Here is an 18,642-nt window from a genome sequence, read left to right as displayed (position 1 = left end):
ATTGGTCTAGTCCATAGAGAAAACTATTAACTTCTTCTCCCCTGAATACCAACAAGTATTGATATCAGGAGAATAATTTCCATTCTTTCGTCCGACTCGACCTTGTTTGACCGTTTCGTCGGAGCACACACTCGAAGTAGGCCACCCAGGGGACGAAAAGGAGTCACCGATGAACGATCGCCTCAAGGGAGCCGCAGACGAGCTGCGGCACGAATGGGAGACCAGCCCTCGCTGGAAGGGGACCGAGCGGACCTACGCGGCCGAGGACGTGGTTCGACTCCGAGGTTCCGTCCAGGAGGAGCACACCCTCGCCCGGCTCGGCGCCGAGCGGCTGTGGGACCTGCTGAACACCGAGGAGTACGTGCACGCCCTGGGCGCGCTCACCGGCAACCAGGCCGTGCAGCAGGTCAAGGCCGGACTCAAGGCCATCTACCTGTCCGGCTGGCAGGTCGCCGCCGACGCCAACCTCGGCGGCCAGACCTACCCCGACCAGAGCCTCTACCCGGCCAACTCGGTCCCCGCCGTCGTGCGGCGTATCAACAACGCGCTGCTGCGCGCCGACCAGATCACCTGGTCGGAGGGCGACCGGGACGCGCCGCACTGGCTCGCGCCGATCGTGGCCGACGCCGAGGCCGGCTTCGGAGGCGTGCTGAACGCCTTCGAGCTGATGAAGGGCATGATCACCGCGGGTGCCGCCGGAGTGCACTGGGAGGACCAGCTCGCCTCGGAGAAGAAGTGCGGCCATCTCGGCGGCAAGGTGCTCATCCCCACCGGCCAGCACATCAAGACCCTCAGCGCCGCCCGCCTCGCGGCGGACGTGCTGGGCGTGCCGACCCTGATCATCGCGCGGACCGACGCTCAGGCCGCGACCCTGCTCACCACCGACGTCGACCCCCGCGACCAGGCGTTCACCACCGGCGACCGCACCGCGGAGGGCTTCTACCGGGTCCGCAACGGCGTGGACGCCTGCATCGCCCGCGGCCTGGCCTACGCGCCCCACTCCGACCTGCTCTGGATGGAGACCTCCACCCCGGACCTGGACGTGGCCCGCGAGTTCGCCGAGGCGATCAAGGCCGAGTACCCCGACCAGATGCTGTCCTACAACTGCTCGCCCTCGTTCAACTGGAAAAAGCACCTGGACGACTCCACCATCGCCAAGTTCCAGCGGGAACTCGGTCACATGGGCTACAAGTTCCAGTTCATCACGCTGGCGGGCTTCCACTCACTGAACCACTCGATGTTCGACCTCGCCCGGGGGTACGCCGAGGAAGGCATGACCTCCTACGTCGAACTCCAGGAGGCAGAGTTCGCCTCCGAGGCACGCGGCTACACCGCCACCCGCCATCAGCGCGAGGTCGGCACCGGATACTTCGACCTGGTCAGCACGGCCATCGCGCCGGACTCCTCCACCACGGCCCTGAAGGGGTCGACGGAGGAGCAGCAGTTCGCAGAGGCTCACTGACTTCTCCGAACCGAGCCCGCCGCCGGCGACCTCCAGGGCATGGGAGACACCCCGAGACGGGCTCGACGACCAGGTCGTCGACCAAAGGGCCCCGCCGCACGGACTTCCCCCGAGTCCGTGCGGCGGGGCCCTCCCGTCCTCCCGCCCATTCCAGGTCCGCGGCCCGGGGTATCCCGTTCGACCGCCCGCCGTTCCCGGGAGTACTCCTCATGGGAACGGCGGGCGGCGGCCGGTCGGGGGCATCTCAGCGGCCGACGGCCTCGATGAGCTTGCGGCGCTGCTGGGTACCGAGACCTCCCAGCCGGCGTGCCTCGTCCACGTCGGCCTGCTCCATCAGCTGCGCGGCCTTGACCGTTCCGACCCCGGGCAGGGCTCGAAGGGCCTGGGACACCTTGATGCGCTTGGCGATGTCGTCCTCACGGCCAAGCAGTTGCTCCAGGCTGAGCGCGCCGTTCTTGACCTCGGCGAGAAGCTTGGCGCGAGCTGTGCGGGTCTCGGCGGCCTTGACCAGGGCGGCCTGACGCTGTTCGGGGGTGAGCTTGGGCAAAGCCATGGTGTTTTCTCCCTGATGACGGTAATTCCAGGGTCCTGCTACCCAAAGCAACCCGGTTAATCATCGGAGGACATACAGATAGATCCCCGGCATACGTACTGTGCATCACGATATGCCTGTTTGGTTACCCCGCTCTTACCTGGTTCTCCGTAGCCTCGGGCTCATGGGTATCTGGCGAAGCCCTCAGGGCATCGAGGTTGAGGCGATCGTGGTCCGCGACGGCCCCTGTCTGCTGGTCACCCGCCGGATCGACGGACGGCGGGTCCTGGTGGCGTACTGCATGAGCATCCGCGAGGTCGGAGAGCACGTCGACCTGGCGGAGCTGGTCCCGGCCTAGGCGGATCCCCGCGCATACCGACGATCGAAGTCGGATCAGGTCCGAGTCTTGTTCGGTACGCCTGTCAACTTCCGAGACCACTGGGACGTCAAGTAGTCAGGGAGGCTCGATGGATGTTCTGATCGGCCTCGTTGACGAAGATCTCCTTATGGAGCTCATCCTCGTCGAGGCACTGCACACGGAGGCGGAACGGCTGGCCGCCCAGCCCGAACGCTGAACGAGGACGGGTGCCCGCCGCCTGAAACGGCGGGCACCCGCGCGGCGAGCCCGGCAACAGACGACAGGGGCGCGCGTTGCCTTCGTGGTCCGGCTCACCGGAGGGCATCCCGCTCTCGCGGCCGGTGCGAGTGGAGAACGGGGCTCGATTCACCGGGTGGTGATGGCGTTAACTGTCTCCATGAACAAGCGCGAGCTGATCGAGAAGGCCGCCGCCGAGGCCGGGCTCACCCGGAGGCAGACGGCCGCGGCTCTCGACGCGATTCTGGGGACGATCCAGACGGCCGTGGCGGCCGAGGAGAAGGTGGCGATTCCCGGGTTCGGGTCCTTCGAGATCGTGCACAAGCCCGCACGGACCGGACGCAACCCGCAGACCGGGGAGCCGCTGGAGATCGCGGAGACCTGGACGGCGAAGTTCAAGCCCAGTCCGGGGTTCATGGGCCTGATCCGCCAGCGCAAGAAGGACTGACCTTCCCGCGACCCTACGCACCGACCGGCCTCTTCGCGCCCGCGCCGACCGTCCGGGGCCTCGACCCGGGACGTGGGTGGAGCCAAGGGCTGCGTCCGGGGGAAGACGGCGGCCCCCGGGGAAGTATCCATTCCCCGAGGGCCAGTGTGCCGCCATATCGGGGCACCGGCACGTTTAAGGATCCGGGTCATCATGATGAGGTCGCACTCTGCCGTTAAGTTATAGGCGCATGTGGAGCACCCAGCGGGATTCGAACCCGCACTCGACCTCGTCGCCCGCATCCGTTCGATCCGGCGCCCGGCGGCGAATGCTGAATCTGGAGCGAGAGTCTGAGCGTGAGCGGCTGCCTCTGCCTGTTGGGCTATCCCGGCTCGACGGTGCCGGGAGAGGGACTCGAACCCCCACTGTGACCGCGTGTCAGTCTGACGGTTCAGTTTCAGCTTTCGCGCTTTCGCGCATCCCCGTGCTCCAACGGGGAGTCCTGTGATCTTACCCGAGAACGTAGCCCAGCACCTTCTCGCCGACGCGCTGGTAGGTGATCTCGGTGCCGTTCGCCTCCTCGCGGGCGAATTTCACGGCGTTCTGAAGCCTGCCGACCCGCTCCAGGAGCTCGTTCACCCGCTTCTGGGGCACGGCTCCCGAGAAGGTGACCTTGGTCCAGAAGCCGACGACGATGTCCTCGTGGTAGACCTCGACCTGGGCCGGATGCTTGTCGGTCGCCTCCGCCTTGACGTGGTTGCGGGGCACCTTCTTGGTACGGGTCGTCTTGACCGGCTCGGTCCGCCAGCAGTCGGTCGACTGGTCCAGCGTCCACGCCTCGGCGGCGTCCAGGACGGGCAGCTTGGCGATGAAGGTGTGCAGGTCGACCAGCTGCTTCTCCAGGAACAGCAGGTAGGTGACGGGCACGTCCTCCAGGAGGGTGGAGCCGTCGACCTTGATGTCGGCCCTCGCGGAGCAGTTGGCCCAGTCCTTGGTGGCGGTGACGTCGAACAGCCGGGTGAGCGCGGCGCCCACCTGCTTGAGCAGATCCTCGCCCTGCACCTGCACCCGGGTCGACTCGGGGGGCAGTTGCTCACCCTCGTCGTCGATGGGCTGGTAGGTCCGTGAGAGACCCGACAGCAGGGCGTTCTTCTGGATCGTGTGGTAAGCGTCGGTCACCTTGCGCTGGGTGTCGGACTTGACGCCCTTCTCCACGGCGAGGATCTGGTTCAACTTGGTCGCCATGGGTGACACCGTAGCGGGAAGATCACCCGCATAACACCGCTTTTCCGCAGATCACCCCTCGCGGTACCCGCCGCGTACCGCGCGGGCGGCCCAGCGGCCGTCGAAGTGGTCGACGCGCAGCGGACGCCCGAAGCACTCCGAGAGGTTCTCCGCGGTCAGGATCTCCGCCACCGGACCGCCCACCTGGACGCGGGCGTCGCGCATCAGCAGGGCGTGGGTCGTGGTGGCCGGGACCTCCTCCAGGTGGTGGGTGACGGTGACCGTGGTCAGCGCCGGGCGGATCTCCGCCAGGTCCTCCACCGAGGTGATCAGATCCTCGCGGGCGGGCAGGTCCAGCCCGGCGAACGGCTCGTCGAGCAGCAGGATCACCGGCTCGGACATCAGCGCCCTGGCGACGCGGACGCGGGCACGCTCTCCCTGGGAGCAGACACGGAAAGGCCGGTCCGCGAGGTCCTTGCAGCCCATGTCGGCGAGCAGGTGATGGGCGCGTTCGTGCTCGGCGGGGCCGTAGCGGTCCCAGAGCGGGGCACTGGTCCCGGTGTGGCCGGTCAGCACGACGGTGTGGGCGGTGGCCCCCTCCTCCTCCAGCAGTTCCTCGTCGACGAGCCGCTGGCTGGCCGCGACGAGACCGATGTGGCGGCGCAGCTCGCGAAGGTCGACCCGGCCCAGCCGCTGGCCGAGCACGGTGACGGCCCCCTCGGTGGGATGGCGTACGGCGGCGGCCAACGAGAGCAGCGTGGTCTTCCCCGCCCCGTTGGGGCCGAGCACCACCCAGTGCTCTCCGTATCCGACCCGCCAGTCGACGCCCTCCAGCAGGGTACGGCCGACCACCCGGACCCCGACGCCGCTCAACTCCACCGCACCGAACACAGGCCCGCCCATCGGTATCCCCCTCCGCGTCGATTCGCGGCGCTCACTTTAACCGATGCACCGATACCTCCCCGTACATCGCCTGCAAAGCAGGTCTCAGCCCATCTGTATGGACGGGCCCGGGGTGGGGTGCGGGGTGATGGTCGTCCCCGAGGGGGCGGGGACGGTGGGGGTCGGGATCGGGCTCTCACCGTCGCCCGTCTGCGGGATCTGGGTGAAGGAGGGCCTGGTGCCGCCCGAGGGTCTAGTGCCGCCCGAGGGTCTGGGATCGTCCGAGGCCGTCGGGCAGTCCCTCGCCCTGCCCTTGCCCCTGGCGGTCGCGTCCGCGCAGTCACGCGGGTCGTCACCGTCGTCGGGCGAGTCGCCGGAGCCACCGGGGCCGCGAGGCCGTTCGGGCGCCGGCTCCTGCCGTCCGTCGCTGCCGTCATAGCTCGTGGTGGGCAGTGAGACGGTCCTGGTGGTGGTGATCTCCACAGTGGAGGGGGTGGTCGGCGTCCGCTCCAGCGACGTGCCGGAGGGCGGACGGGTGGCGGCACGGAAGATGGAACCCGAGGGAGTGCCCTCGGCGGGGAGAACCAGCGGCACCGACTCGGGGACATCGGAACCGCCGTCCGAACCCGACCCGCCGCCACCGGTCGCCGCGGCCACGGTGACCGCCGCCATGGAGACCGTGGCCAGCGCCGCGAAGCCGGCCTGCGACAGGTGCGCACCCTTGCGCGCGGCTCTGCGGGCCCCCTTGCCGGAGATCTCCACCGGGACCGAGGGCTCGTCATGCAGGCGCGAGGGAGGGGAGGACTGGGCGAACGCGTGCGACAGACGCGACGGCGACGGCGGCGATGGCGGTGATGGCGGGGCCTCAAGCCGTACCCTCCCGGTTCCCGGGGTGTAGGGCACCGGTGTCCAGATCTCCGCCAGCACCTCCGCGACCGCCTCGCGCAGATCCCAGGGATCGCCCACGCCGCCCGCGGCGAGCAGCGCTCCGAGCAGGTCGGCCGCACCGGGTCGTTCTGCGGGGTTCTTGACCAGGGACGCCTCGACGGCAGGGCGCAACAGGGCGGGCACCGAGGCCACCCTCGGCGGCTCGACCAGGATGCGCCGGGTCAGCGTGTCCGCCTCCCCCGCGCCGAAGGGGTGGTGGCCGCCGGCCGCGTAGGCGATCAGGCAGCCCCAGGCGAAGACGTCGGAGGCGGGCATCGCGAGCCCTCCGGTGAGCCGCTCGGGGGCGACCCAGCCGGGGCTGCCCATGACCTGCCCGGCCTGCGTGTGCGCGGCGAGCACGTCGACGTCCCTCGCGATACCGAAGTCGATCACCCGGGGACCGGTGTCCGACAGCAGCACGTTGCCGGGCTTGAGGTCGCGGTGGACCAGCCCCGCCTCATGCACCGCCACCAGCGCGGCGGCCACCCCCAGGGCGACGCCGTACGCCAGGTCGGGGGTGAGGGGGCCGTACGCGGAGACCACCTGGGAGAGCGCGGGGCCGGGAACGTACTCCGACACCAGGTAGGGACGGTTCCCGTCGATACCGTCCTCGATCACCGCGGCGGTGCAGAAAGGCACCACTCTTCGGGAGAATCGCACTTCTTCGGCGAAACGGGCGCGGAGCGTGGCATCGTTGAGATGCACCGGGTGCGGCGTCTTGAGCGCCACCACCCCGCCCTGCGGATGCTCGGCCAGATAGACGACGCCCATCCCACCCACTCCGAGGCGGCCGAGCAGAAGGTAGCGGCCGATACTGACCGGGTCCCCGACGGTCAGCGGCCGCACACCGGTCGGCATGCCGTTCACAGAACCTGCTCCCCCACGTGCCATCCTCGTTGAGCCTCTCGTGCGCGGGCTACCGGCAAGCACACTGTGGCGGGATTCGAGCGTCCTTCGCCCCCGACCGGCCAGAAGGGGTATGAGAGGTAAGGCGAATGATCCCTCAGGGTAAGAAATCCGTGGTGTGAGGGATGCCCTTGGGACGTGGTGGAACGGCGTGACCAGCGCGGAAGGCCCGCGGCCTGTCGCGGGCGCCGCGTCTCAGGCGGCGGCGGATCCGGAGCGCCCGGGACGCTTGCGGAGCGCCGGACCGGTGTCCTCCGGAGTGAGATCCGACCCGGAAAGGTCGGGAACGGAAAGCCCCGACGGGAGAAGATCCGGTACGGAGAGATCCGACGCGGTCAGGTCCGACGCGGTCAGGTCCGACGCGGTCAGGTCCGGCATCGCGCGGCTCCGTTTCGAGCCTTCATGGACGGGCGGGAGGTCCTGGGCCGCGGCGAGGAAGCGGGCGATGTGCGGATACACCTCGCGGGCCTCGGGGACGACGTCGGCGAGGATGGGGAAGACGTGCGGCATGCGGGGCCACTCCTCGTACGTGACCGGCACCCCTGCGGTGCGGGCCCGCTCGGCCACGCGGCGTCCCTCGTCGCGCAGGACCTCGGTGGAGCCGGTGACGACCATCAGCGGGGGCAGGCCGGTGTAGTCGCCGAGGACCGGGGAGAGCAGGGGGTCGTGGGGGTCGAGGCCCGCGGTCCAGCGGCGGGCGAGCCAGTCGACGCGACCGGCCGGGATCATCGGGTCGAGCAGCCGGTTGACCCTGCGGGGCGCGCCGGTGAGATCGGTCCACGGGGAGAGACACACGGCGGCGGACGGCAGCGGCATCTCCCGGTCTCGGAGCGCCAGGAGCGTGGCGAGGGTGAGGTGACCTCCGGCGGAATCCCCGCTGAAGACGACGTCGGCGGGGTCGTACCCGTTCTCCAGGAGACATTGGTAGGCGGCGATCGCGTCCTCAAGAGCCTCGGCCGGCCTGTGGACGGGACCCTGGCGGTAGTCGACGGCCAGTACCGGGCGCCGGGTCGCGGCCGCCAGGCGCCAGGTGATCGGCCGGTGGGTCACCGGGGAGCAGGCGAAGTAACCTCCGCCGTGGAAGTAGAGCAGGACCTTGTCCTCGTCGAGTTCCTCCCCGGCGCGTACCCACTCTCCCGGGCACGGTCCCGCCTCGTCGGGTGTGACGGTGACGTGGACGGGCAGGCGGAACGGCACCCTGCCCGCCAGCGCGACGATGCGGGAGGCCGCGGCGAAGCCGACGTCGTTCCTCAACAGCAGGTCGGAGATGGGTTTGAAGGTGCCACGCATGATCACGTTAAGGGCTGCGGCCTGCCAGCTGAAGGGATAGGCCGGACTGACGTCCATATCGATCTCGTCGTGCATGGGGGACCTCCAAAAAAGGACATTCCCCCCAGAATGGGCTTCTATCGGCGATTGAACATATCGAGAAGATTACAACTATGTATCACGCGGGTACACGTCACCCGTAAGTCACATCCGCACACCGACCGTAATCACGCCTGCAACCCTGATCGGGATCGGCTCAACGGTCGACCTCCGTCGCCCTCTCGTCTCATGGCGTCACCGAGGCCGGGACGGTGACCCCTGTCACACCGGCGTTCGACGAGATCGGGAACGGCCTGGAGGCGGCCGGCGAAACCCTCCGGACATCGACTCTCCGACCACCTCGACGTCGGCCAGGACACCGAAGCCCAGAGGCCGAGATGCCTACTACGAAGTCCCGCCGAGTTAAATGTGATGTTTGTCACACAATGGCGATCACCGCAGGTCGTGGGACAGCTCCTGGTGAGGGCTTGAAGCGCCCTTGACCGGAACGGTCTCCCCGTATGCGGACCCGGCCTTCCGGCAGCACCCGCCACTCTCCTTTCCGCCGAAATCCCTTGCGCGTAGCCACAAACCTCTCAGGCGGAGGTGAGCGAAACGGTCGGTCGATCATCGGCCCGAGGGCGGACGGCCATCATGAACGATCTACCAAAAGCGGCTCTGAGCAGGGATTCCCCAGGGAAAGGGAAGCTTTCGTGGGAGTGATACTGCCGCCTTGTCAAAGAGTTTCTGACATACCGTAAATGTCATGGACAGTGACAAGCTCCTGGGTGAGTTCCTGCGCGCCCGGTCCGCGCACGCCCTGGACCTGCTGGGCGGCCTCTCCGCGCCGGCGTCGTCATGAAAAACGCGGAGGGATCACGACTGCGCTCGATTCAGGCGCGATACACGATCATCACGACGATGGTGCTCCTCGTCATCCTCTCCGTGGTGGGGGCGAGCATCGACATGGCGATCCGCTACCGGATCCAGGACGACGCCTTCGGCAACGCCGAGCAGGTCGCGAGCCAGTGGAGCGCGATGGCGAGGATCGGCACCCTTCCCGATCCGATCCCCGGCTCGGCTCCGGTCGATCTCGTCCAGGTGGTGAACGCCCACGGCGTGGTCGTCAACTCCAGCACGGGAGCGATGGGCATGGCGCCGATGAGCTCCTTCCGTCCTCCGCCCGACGACCGGTTCCAGCAGCTGACCGAGGGCTCCCTCATGGTCATGGCCATTCGGGTCTCCGCCGCGGCCGACTCACCCGTCGTCTACGCGGGCCTCAGGGAGCCGGCGATCCTGCAGAAAAACCACCTGGAGTACTTCATCAGCGCGGGTCTTCTCGTTCTCCTCGCCCTGGCGTCCTGGATGACCTGGTGTGTCGTGGGCCGGACGCTACGGCCGGTCGCGGCGATACGTGCGCGAATGTCGGAGATCACGGTGAGCGACCTGAGCCTGCGGGTGCCCGCCCCGCCGGGCGAGGACGAGATCGCGTTGCTCGCCCGCACCGCCAACCAGACCCTGGCGCGGCTGGAGGAGGCCGTGGAACAGCAGCGTCGTTTCGCCTCCACCGCCTCCCACGAGCTCAGGACCCCGATCACCGGGCTGCGCGTGCAGCTGGAGGAGGCACTGCTCTATCCCAACGAGACCGATCCTCGCGACACCATCCGGAGCGCGCTCACGACCAGCGGCCGGCTGGAGGCGATCGTGAACGACCTGCTGCAGCTGGCCAGGCTGCGCGCCGCCGACCCTGCGCCGCAGGAGCCGATCGATCTCGGCGCCCTCGTGACGGAGGAGGCGGCCCAGGGCATCGGGATGCCGATACGGGTCCATGCCTCCGACGGAGTATGGGTCCGCGGCTCCCGAATCCAGCTGATCCGGGTGGTGGGCAACCTTCTGAGCAACGCGCGACGACACGCCGACAGCCGCGTCGAGGTCTTCGTCGGCGTCGAGGACGGCAAGGCCGTCGTGGCCGTGGTCGACGACGGCGCCGGCATCGCGCCCGCCGATCGCGAACGCGTCTTCGAACGCTTCACCCGCCTGGACGACGGGCGTCTGCGCGACTCCGGCGGCAGCGGGCTCGGCCTCGCCATCTCCCGCGACATCGCCCACGCCCATCGGGGAACCCTGCTGATCGAGGACTCGCCGCGAGGGGCGAGGTTCGTCCTGCGGCTACCGCTGTCGGACGCGCGGCCGCGCGGGAACGGTCCGCAGGCCACGTTCGACGACGCGTCGAAGGCCCCACCTCCCGCCAGGAGTACCACCGGCGAGAAGAACGACGGCGCGGAGGGCCGCGGCGAGGAGAAATCGGTCAGCTCGGCCGGGCACCACCGGCGGTGACAGGGGTCACGCTCATCGGACCTCTTCGTAGTCCTCCTCGTACTCCTCGTCGTCCCGGAACCGCGGTGCCCAGCGGGAGGGCATCAGCACCGGCAGGAAAAGCAGGATGCCGAGAAGTGCGTAGACGCCGCTGGTCAGCAACAGGCCCATGCCGCGACCGGCCTGCAGAAGCACCTCGTGGAAGGTCGGATCGTCCGGGACCAGGCCCATGGCGCGCCTGACGTCCAGGGCGTAGACCACGGTCCAGGCGAGCAGGACCATCGACGGGACGAAGGCCGCCATCGGGGAGACACGACCGGCGACCACCAGACCGACCAGGAGACCGATCCCGGCCATCACCCCGAGGGCGATCCAGGTCTTCGAACCGCTCTCCGCCGGGGGAACAGACGCCAGGCTCACCCCCGCCTCCTGTACGGCCCAGCCCGCACCGAAGAGAAGCACGGCCGACACGACCAGTCCGACCAACACTCCAGCGACGTGCCGCATCGCCATCACCTCGGCTCGAAGGAGCTGTCACGGTCGCGGCAACCATAGCGACAAAAACATTAAAACGGCAGACGCCCCGGAACGTGAGAATATGTGGGTCACCATGCGCGCTCGCCTCCCATTACGCCTCATGCGCGCGGCCGCCTTCTCGGCCGTCTGCCTGGCACTCGCCGTCCTCGGCCACGTGGCCGCGGGCGGTTCGGTGCCGGGGCCGTGGGCGGTGGCCGCGGCGGGCACGGCGGTCACCGCGATGGCCGCGCTGCTCGCGGGACGGGAGCGGTCGGCGGTGGCGATCGGTGCCGGGCTCGCCACCTTGCAGCTGTCGCTGCACGAGGTGTTCGCCCTCGGTGACGCCACGGGGATCTCGCTTCCTCATCCGCACGTCAGAGGGCTGGGCGAGAGTCTCGGCATGCTTGTCGCGCACCTCACCGCGACCCTCATCACCGGCTGGTGGCTGGCCCGCGGTGAGAGTGCCCTGTGGGCGCTGCTCCGTTCGGCCGGTCGACGTCTCGGCGCCGTGTTCCCGCTGCTGCGGCCCCCGGCGGCCGTCGCCGCTCCCCCACGCCCCGCGTACGCCCCGGTCACGCCTGTTCTCCCGCGTGCCGTCCTCCGTCACTTCGTCAGCCGACGCGGTCCTCCACTTCCCGCCGCCTGACTCGACCAAGGAAAACCCGAACCTCCGAACCTCCGAAGTGGAGAACCCCCATGTCGCTCACGCATGCCTGCCGTCGACTCGCCGCCGTCACCGCCGGTGTCACCGCGCTCACCCTCGGCCTCGCCCTTCCCGCCCTCGCGCACGTCACCATCAATCCCGGCAGCGCCCAGCAGGGCGGTTTCACCAAGGTCGCCTTCCGGGTCCCGAACGAGCGCGACGACGCCTCGACGACCAAGCTCGAGGTGACCTTCCCCACCGACCACCCGCTGGCGTTCGTCTCGGTCAAGCCGGTGCCCGGCTGGGAGGTCAAGGTGGTCGAGGGCAAGCTGCCCAAACCGGTCACCACCGAGTACGGCGAGCTCACCGAGGCGGTCACGAAGGTCACCTGGTCGGGCGGGAAGATCGATCCCGGCCAGTTCCAGGAGTTCGAGGTGTCCATGGGAGCCCTGCCCACCGACACCGACCAGCTCGTCTTCCCCACCACCCAGACCTACAGCGGCGGCGAGGTCGTGAAGTGGGCGGACGAGCCCAAGGCCGACGGCTCCGAGCCCGAGCGCCCGGCCCCGACGCTGAAGCTCACGCCCGCCTCCGCCGAGGGAGACGGCCACGCCGCAGCCTCCGCCACTCCCTCGACCGCAGCCCCCGCATCGGCACCTTCTGTGGCCCCGGCCGCCGCCTCCGCCGAGGGCTCGGACGGCACCGCCCGCCTGCTCGGCGGGGCCGGGCTCGTGCTCGGAATCGCCGGACTCGTGGTCGGTGCGCTCGGCCTGCGCCGCGGGCGCGCCTCCTGAACATCCTTTGATCACCTTGTGATCGTCTTCTGATCGCACGCGGAACGGCCCCGGGAAGAGGAGCTTCCCGGGGCCGTTCCGCGTCCGCCGCGCCCGTCCACACCTTTCCCGGAAACCGGCGCAGGCCCCGGCACGGAGGAGGCGGTGGCGCCGTTCGAGATCAGGCGGATCAGGCGGTGATGTCCTTGCCGGTGAAGCGCGCCCAGGCGACGGAGCCGAAGACGGCGATGTAGGCGGCGAAGACCAGCAGCCCCTGCCCCATCTCACCGGTGGCCACCGGATCTCGCAGGACACCGTCGAAGCCGCTCCACCAATGGGTGAGCAGGTAGGGCTGGATCGCCGACAGCTGCGGGATGACCCCCAGCAGCTGGGACACGATGACGACGACCACGGCCGATGCGATGGCCCCGACGGACACCTCGGTGAAGGTCGACAGCGCCAGCGCGACGGCGGCCAGCGCGGCCATGCCCGCGGTGACGTACAGCGCCACGACACCGATTCGCAGCACGCCGTCGAGGAAGGGGATCGTCCCTCCCGACAGCAGCGTGATCGGCCCCGCGGGGAACAGCAGCAGACCGACGAGCAGCGCGGACAGCGCCACCGCGGCGACGGCGGCCAGGCAGAAGACGACCGCGCCGGCGTACTTGACGGCCAGCAGGCGGGTCCGGCCGGCCGGGGCCGCGAGCAGGTAGCGCAGCGTGCCGATCCCCGCCTCCCCCGCGATCGAGTCACCGGCGACGACCGCGACGGTGACCGGCAGCAACAGCTGGACCAGCACGGAGAACGCGGCGAAGGTGAGGAAGAGCCCGTTCCCCGCGACCTGTTCGAAGATCGCCGATCCGCCTCCGGAGCCTCCCTCTCCCCCCATGGATCCGCTGAACATCCGCAGCGCCATCCCGATCAGCACCGGGATCACGGCGAGCACGGCGAGCATCGTGATGTTCCTCGGCCGCCGGAAGATCAGGCCGATCTCCGAGCCGAGCAGCCGCAGCCACGCCCGGGGGGCGCCCACCGCCCGCGCGAGCGGAGGGGCACCGCTAACCGTCGACATCGAATCCCTCCCCGGTCAGGCCCACGAACATGTCCTCAAGGCTCGGTCGCTGGACGGCGAGGCCGCGGACGGCGACGCCTTCGGCGACCAGGGCTGCGCACACCAGCTCCGCCGCGCCGCCCCCCAGCGCGGCGCTGACCTCACCGTCGCCGAGGCGGATCTCCGCCAGGCCGAGCCCCGCCAGCACGGCCGCCGCCTCGACGGTGTCGGGGGTCTCCACCCGGATCCTCACCGTCTCCTGCGCGCGCAGATCGGCGATGGATCCCTGGGCGACGAGCCGCCCGGTTCGCATGACGGCGATGTGGGAGCACATCTGCTCCACCTCGGCCAGCAGGTGGGAGGAGACGAACACCGTCGTCCCCTCGGTGGCGATCTCCTTGACCAGGCCACGCACCTCACGGGTGCCCTGCGGGTCCAGGCCGTTGGTCGGCTCGTCGAGGATGAGCAACTCCCTCGGGCCGAGCAGCGCGGCGGCGATGGCAAGCCGCTGGCGCATGCCGAGCGAGTAGGCGCGGTAGCGCTTGCCCGCCGCGGCGGCGAGGCCCACCCGTTCCAGCGCGTGCCCGATCCTGGCCGAGACCGTGCGCGGGTCCGCGGAGGGGTCGGCGGCGTCGTAGCGGCGCAGGTTGGCCTCGCCCGACAGGTAGGGGTAGAAGGCCGGCCCCTCGACGAGTGCGCCCACTCTCGGCAGCACGCCGCCCGCCCCCGAGGGCATCGGCGCGCCGAGCAACCGCCACTCCCCCGCCGTCGGGGCCACCAGGCCGAGCAGCATACGAATCGTGGTGGTCTTTCCCGAGCCGTTGGGGCCGAGGAAACCGAACACCGACCCGCTGGGTACGGCCAGGTCGAGGGCGTCCACGGCCACCTGACCGCTTCCGAAGCGCTTGGTCAGCCCGCTGGTGACGATGGCGAGATCCCCGTCCGCGGCGGGACCCGGCACCGGTCTCTCGGCCGTCAGCACGGTGCCCCCGGCCACCCCGCCGTCCCTGACCTCGCCGGCTCCGCTCTCCGAGGCCTCGCCGCTCCGGTTCTCACCGTCCCCGCCGTTCCTCGCGTTCTGGACGATCGGCACTTCTCCCCCACTGCTCGTCGGTCGCGGGACGGCCGCGCGGCCGTCCCGCCTCATCTCACGCCCCGGACATTCACGAGCACCCACGAACGTGATGGATCCGCTTGCTTTCCCGAACGCCCGCGTGGTCCGGAGGGCGTCCGGTTCACGCCCCCTGATCCCGCACGGGGAATCGGAGGACGCCCGCCGGGAGCCGGGCGCGGACACCTGACTCCCGGCATCGTGTTCACTTCCGACCGGCCGCCTCGGACAGCTTCTCCGGGGTGACGGCACCGACCAGCAGGCGGCCGTCGTCGGTCAGCAGCGCGGAGACCAGCTTGGTCTGGACGACCTTGCCGCTGCCCCACGTGCCGCTGATCGGCTTGGCCGACTTCAGCATGGCGTCGGTGATCGCATCGGCGTCCTGTCCGACCGCGTCTCGCGAGGCCTCGCCCTGTGGTGCCGAGGTCAGCTTCCGCATCTCGGAGGCGGGGATCACCGCGATCGTGGTCCAGCCTTCGCCGACGATCTCGGCCTTGTTCTTGATCTCCTCACCTTCCCTGAGCTTCTCTCCCTGTCGCCCGCGCTCCTCGGCGAGCTCGCCGAGCGACGTCTCCTCGACCTTGGCGCCCGCGGGCGGGGTGAAGGCGAAGTTCTCCGCGGCGGGCGGGGAGAAGGTGACCGAGGTGAAGCCGACCTCGAAGGCGGGCTCGGCGGCGTTCCTGGCGTACACCTGGATCCGCAGCGGGACGAAGGTCTCCCCGTCCAGCGCCACCTTGACCTCCTTGACCAGGGACGAGGTGTCCTTGGGCGCGAGGACGAGCTGGTAGGCCGCACGGTCGGCGACCTTCTCGGTGTTGGTCACGCTGATCGCGGTGTCGTCCCCGGCCTTCTCCAGCAGCTGCTGGACGAACTGCTGCGGTGTGGTCGCCGTGGGCAGCGCCCTACGTGCGGCGCCGTCGGCCGGCCCCCCGTGCCCGAGGCCATCGGCGTCTTTCGCCTCCCCCACCTTGATACGGGTGGCCTTGTTCGCGTCGCTCTGCCACATCCACACCTGGTCGCCGTTGACGATCAGGTTGGTCTCGCTCATCCGCCCCGGAAGGGCGAAGCGGACCTTGTCCTCACCGCCGTACCAGACCTTGAGCTCGTGCGAGCCCGCGAGCAGGCCCGCGGGCGAGGATCCGCCCATGCCCGCCACATCGGGCAGCCCCGGCAACCCGAGTGAGGCGGTCTGCACGACGGTGCCCGACATGGGTTTGAGCCCGGCCTGGCTCGCCTGGACGGCGTCGGCCAGCAGCTGCTCGGCGGTGCGCTCGGGCAGCGCGGGGTCCCCCTGGACGGCGGCGATGACCGGTCCGGCTCCGATGGCTCCGGCGACCACCGCGATCGCGGCGACCGGCACCGCCCACCTCACCGCGCGCCCCCGTCTCGCTTGCTCAGACATCTCATTCCTCCACGGTATGCCGTCAATCCCTGTCAGCAGCAGCCTGCGCGACGGGTCCTGTGCCGAAGCTGAGACAGACTGAGAGGCCTCACAGGCTTCTCAGCCGCCTCTCAGGCGGGGTGGTCGAGGATGGGCACGTCGAGACGGTGAAAGGGGCAGTCATGCGGGTTCTCGTCGTCGAGGACGAGCGGAGGATGGCCGCCGCCCTGCGGCGTGGCCTGCAGGCCGAGGGGTTCGTGGTCGACCTCGCGCACGACGGGGAGGAGGGTCTGCACCAGGCGAGGCACGGCGACTACGACGTCGTGGTGCTGGACATCATGCTGCCCAGGATCTCCGGCTACAACGTCTGCAAGCAGCTGCGGGCCGAGGAGAACTGGGTTCCGATCCTCATGCTGTCGGCCAAGGACGGCGAGTACGACATGGCCGACGGGCTCGACCTCGGCGCCGACGACTACCTGACCAAGCCGTTCTCGTACGTGGTGCTGGTGGCCAGGCTGAGGGCGCTGCTGCGGCGCGGGGCGAGCCGGCGCCCGGCCGTGCTGAGGGCCGGGGATCTGGAGCTCGACCCGGCGCGGCGGCGCGTCGCCAGGGGTGAGACGCCGGTGGAGCTGACGCCCAGGGAGTTCGCGCTGCTGGAGTTCCTGCTCCGCCACCACGACGAGGTGGTCTCCAAGACGGAGATCCTGGAGCATGTCTGGGACACCTTCGACACCGATCCCAACGTGGTGGAGGTCTACGTCGGCTACCTGCGGCGCAAGATCGACGTGCCGTTCTCCCGGAACGCGCTGCAGACGGTACGGGGAGCGGGATACCGGCTGGCCGGCGATGGCGGCTGATCCGGCCCACCGGGATTTCGGGGACCCACCCGCCAAGGCGGGCACGGGTTCCCTCACCGGCACGGGCGCGGGTTCCCCCACCGGCACGGGCGCGCACGGAGGAGGGCGTGCGGTCGGCCGGTGGCGGCGCAAGAGCCTGCGCTTCCGGCTGACGGCGGTCGCCTCGGCCGTGCTGGCGGTGGCGCTGGTGGTCTCGGCCTACGTGATGATCACCGTGCTCGGCAACGCGCTGCGGGGCACCATCGACGAGTCGATCTACCAGCGGGCCAGGGACACGGTCTCGCTCGCCGACGCCGGACGGCTGCCCGACGAGATGACCTCGCCGGACGGCACTCTCCTGCAGGTGATCGACGGCGCGGGGCGGATCACCCACACGACCACCGGCACCGACAGGCTGGTGCCGCTGCTGGACGCGGAACAGCGGGCGGCGGCGATCGGCGAGGGCGAGGCACGGTTCCTGGACGGCAAGCCGTACGGCATCCCGCACCTGCTCCGCGTCCGGGTGCTCAGCGCCGACCGGGGGCAGACGGTGATCGCGGCGCGTTCCTTCAGCGAGGTGCAGACCAGCATCTCCACGGCGGGAAACGTGCTGATCGTCGGCACGCCGCTACTGCTGGTCCTCCTCGCGGCGGCGAGCTGGGTGATCATCGGTGGAACCCTGAGGCCGATCGCCGCGCTGCGCCGGGGTGCGGACGAGATCACCGACACCGCCCGCTCGCGTCGCCTGCCGGTGCCCGAGGCACGCGACGAGGTGCACAGCCTGGCCACGACGCTGAACGCGATGCTGGCCCGGCTGGAGAAGGCGGGCATCCGGCAGCGGGCCCTGGTCTCGGACGCGGCGCACGAGCTGCGCAGCCCGCTGGCGAGCATCCGGCTCCAGTTGGAGGTGGCTCTCGGCCACCCCGAGGGGCAGGACTGGCGGGAGACGGCCGAGGGCGTGCTCGAGGACACCATGCGCCTGTCCCGGCTGGCCGAGGACCTGCTCTCACTCGCCCGCCTGGACGAGCGCGGCGGCACGCCCGCGCGGGGGGAGCCGGTGGAGCTGGACCAGCTCGTCCCGCAGACCGTCGAGCGGTACGGCGAGGCCGTCACGGTGAGGATCATCGGCGAACCGGACGGCGCGCGGGAGAGCGGCCCCGCCCCGGTCGGCGGCGCGGTCGTCGACGCGACCGAGGGCGTGTCCGGCGGCGTCGCCAGCACGTCGGAGAACGGGTCCCGCGACGCCGGCGGCGCGGTGGAGAGCAGGTCGATCACGGTCACCGGGGACGCGCTGGACCTGGGCCGGGTGCTGGTCAACCTGGTCGACAACGCGCTGCGGCACACCTTCGCCCCCGTGGTGGTCGAGCTGCGGACCGAGGGGGCCGACGCGGTGCTGACCGTCACCGACGACGGGCCGGGCATCCCCGAGGCCGACCGGGAGCGGGTGTTCGACCGGTTCACCCGGCTGGACAGCTCGCGCAGCCGCGACGAGGGCGGAGCCGGACTGGGCCTGGCCATCGTGCGCGAGACGGTCCACGCCCACGGCGGCGCGGTCCATCTGGAGGACGCCTCCCCGGGTCTTCGCGCGGTCGTACGGCTTCCGCTGTCCTGAGCGAGGCCGTTAACGAGGCCGTTGGATCACCCGCTTGGCCGAGCGACGGGCCTCCGTCGTATCCCCCGCACGGGTCGATTCGTGTGATGCTGGCATTTTCCCGGCGGCCCTCGCGGGCCGCTCCCTTCCGGCCCGCGCGA

General features: G+C 70.1%; 17 protein-coding genes and 1 tRNA gene. 8 read left to right on the top strand and 10 right to left on the bottom strand.

Annotated features, from left to right (window positions below; genetic code table 11):
* Positions 1-169 precede the first annotated feature (169 nt).
* On the top strand, positions 170-1,462 hold the full coding sequence (gene aceA, locus ABZ664_RS10370; protein WP_362506063.1) for an isocitrate lyase: 1,293 nt from the start codon (positions 170-172) through the stop codon (positions 1,460-1,462).
* A gap of 244 nt (positions 1,463-1,706) precedes the next feature.
* On the opposite strand, the gene mihF is transcribed toward aceA, so the two are convergent.
* Positions 1,707-2,015, bottom strand: coding sequence for an integration host factor, actinobacterial type (gene mihF / locus ABZ664_RS10365; RefSeq protein WP_329083125.1), 309 nt, complete (start codon positions 2,013-2,015; stop codon positions 1,707-1,709).
* A 163-nt stretch (positions 2,016-2,178) separates the two neighbouring features.
* On the opposite strand from mihF, the gene ABZ664_RS10360 reads away from it, so the two are divergent.
* Both ABZ664_RS10360 and ABZ664_RS10355 read left to right on the top strand, forming a co-directional pair.
* On the top strand, positions 2,179-2,352 hold the full coding sequence (locus tag ABZ664_RS10360; protein ID WP_362506059.1) for a hypothetical protein: 174 nt from the start codon (positions 2,179-2,181) through the stop codon (positions 2,350-2,352).
* 397 nt (positions 2,353-2,749) lie between these two features.
* Positions 2,750-3,037 carry an HU family DNA-binding protein gene (locus ABZ664_RS10355; protein ID WP_350949101.1) on the top strand — a complete coding sequence of 96 codons (288 nt, stop codon included), beginning with the start codon at positions 2,750-2,752 and terminating at the stop codon, positions 3,035-3,037.
* 232 nt (positions 3,038-3,269) lie between these two features.
* Here ABZ664_RS10355 and ABZ664_RS10350 read toward each other — a convergent pair.
* From ABZ664_RS10350 to ABZ664_RS10330, 5 genes are all read right to left on the bottom strand, one after another.
* Positions 3,270-3,402, bottom strand: a tRNA-OTHER gene (locus tag ABZ664_RS10350).
* A 124-nt stretch (positions 3,403-3,526) separates the two neighbouring features.
* Entirely contained in the window at positions 3,527-4,261 is a 735-nt protein-coding gene (locus ABZ664_RS10345; RefSeq protein ID WP_350949102.1) for a hypothetical protein, read from the bottom strand.
* Positions 4,262-4,312: 51 nt separating this feature from the next.
* Entirely contained in the window at positions 4,313-5,143 is an 831-nt protein-coding gene (locus ABZ664_RS10340) for an ATP-binding cassette domain-containing protein (RefSeq protein WP_362506055.1), read from the bottom strand.
* 84 nt (positions 5,144-5,227) lie between these two features.
* Positions 5,228-6,907 carry a protein kinase gene (locus ABZ664_RS10335; RefSeq protein WP_362506332.1) on the bottom strand — a complete coding sequence of 560 codons (1,680 nt, stop codon included), beginning with the start codon at positions 6,905-6,907 and terminating at the stop codon, positions 5,228-5,230.
* Between the two features lie 243 nt (positions 6,908-7,150).
* The gene (locus ABZ664_RS10330; RefSeq protein ID WP_362506052.1) at positions 7,151-8,320 is read right to left on the bottom strand and encodes an alpha/beta hydrolase; all 1,170 of its coding nucleotides are present in this window, start codon (positions 8,318-8,320) and stop codon (positions 7,151-7,153) included.
* 864 nt (positions 8,321-9,184) lie between these two features.
* Here ABZ664_RS10330 and ABZ664_RS10325 point away from each other — a divergent pair.
* On the top strand, positions 9,185-10,600 hold the full coding sequence (locus ABZ664_RS10325) for a HAMP domain-containing sensor histidine kinase (RefSeq protein WP_362506049.1): 1,416 nt from the start codon (positions 9,185-9,187) through the stop codon (positions 10,598-10,600).
* Between the two features lie 12 nt (positions 10,601-10,612).
* Here ABZ664_RS10325 and ABZ664_RS10320 read toward each other — a convergent pair whose 3' ends face one another.
* Complete coding sequence (locus tag ABZ664_RS10320; protein ID WP_362506046.1) at positions 10,613-11,086, bottom strand: hypothetical protein; 474 nt, start codon at positions 11,084-11,086, stop codon at positions 10,613-10,615.
* A 103-nt stretch (positions 11,087-11,189) separates the two neighbouring features.
* On the opposite strand from ABZ664_RS10320, the gene ABZ664_RS10315 reads away from it, so the two are divergent.
* Together ABZ664_RS10315 and ABZ664_RS10310 are read left to right on the top strand one after the other, a co-directional pair.
* Positions 11,190-11,741, top strand: a complete 552-nt coding sequence (locus ABZ664_RS10315; protein WP_362506043.1) for an MFS transporter — start codon at positions 11,190-11,192, stop codon at positions 11,739-11,741.
* Positions 11,742-11,791: 50 nt separating this feature from the next.
* Entirely contained in the window at positions 11,792-12,532 is a 741-nt protein-coding gene (locus tag ABZ664_RS10310; protein ID WP_362506040.1) for a YcnI family protein, read from the top strand.
* 169 nt (positions 12,533-12,701) lie between these two features.
* Here ABZ664_RS10310 and ABZ664_RS10305 read toward each other — a convergent pair whose 3' ends face one another.
* The 3 genes from ABZ664_RS10305 to ABZ664_RS10295 all read right to left on the bottom strand — a co-directional run bounded on the left by ABZ664_RS10305 (position 12,702) and on the right by ABZ664_RS10295 (position 16,075).
* Positions 12,702-13,583, bottom strand: coding sequence for an ABC transporter permease (locus tag ABZ664_RS10305; RefSeq protein WP_362506037.1), 882 nt, complete (start codon positions 13,581-13,583; stop codon positions 12,702-12,704).
* The gene (locus ABZ664_RS10300) at positions 13,570-14,655 is read right to left on the bottom strand and encodes an ABC transporter ATP-binding protein (RefSeq protein ID WP_362506034.1); all 1,086 of its coding nucleotides are present in this window, start codon (positions 14,653-14,655) and stop codon (positions 13,570-13,572) included. The genes ABZ664_RS10305 and ABZ664_RS10300 overlap by 14 nt, the downstream gene beginning before the upstream one ends.
* Positions 14,656-14,878: 223 nt before the next feature.
* Entirely contained in the window at positions 14,879-16,075 is a 1,197-nt protein-coding gene (locus tag ABZ664_RS10295; protein ID WP_362506031.1) for a DUF2092 domain-containing protein, read from the bottom strand.
* A 161-nt stretch (positions 16,076-16,236) separates the two neighbouring features.
* On the opposite strand from ABZ664_RS10295, the gene ABZ664_RS10290 reads away from it, so the two are divergent.
* Positions 16,237-16,911 (top strand): response regulator transcription factor, encoded by a 675-nt coding sequence (locus ABZ664_RS10290; protein ID WP_362506028.1) that lies wholly within the window; start codon positions 16,237-16,239, stop codon positions 16,909-16,911.
* On the top strand, positions 16,901-18,502 hold the full coding sequence (locus ABZ664_RS10285; RefSeq protein WP_362506025.1) for a HAMP domain-containing sensor histidine kinase: 1,602 nt from the start codon (positions 16,901-16,903) through the stop codon (positions 18,500-18,502). Before ABZ664_RS10290 ends, ABZ664_RS10285 begins: the two co-directional genes overlap by 11 nt.
* Positions 18,503-18,642 lie beyond the last annotated feature (140 nt).

This window comes from Streptosporangium sp. NPDC006930 (assembly GCF_040635605.1).
In the GTDB taxonomy this organism is placed as follows: Bacteria; Actinomycetota; Actinomycetes; order Streptosporangiales; family Streptosporangiaceae; genus Streptosporangium.
The sequence above is the reverse complement of the archived record's forward strand: the minus strand, read 5'-3'. Positions and strand labels throughout refer to the sequence as shown.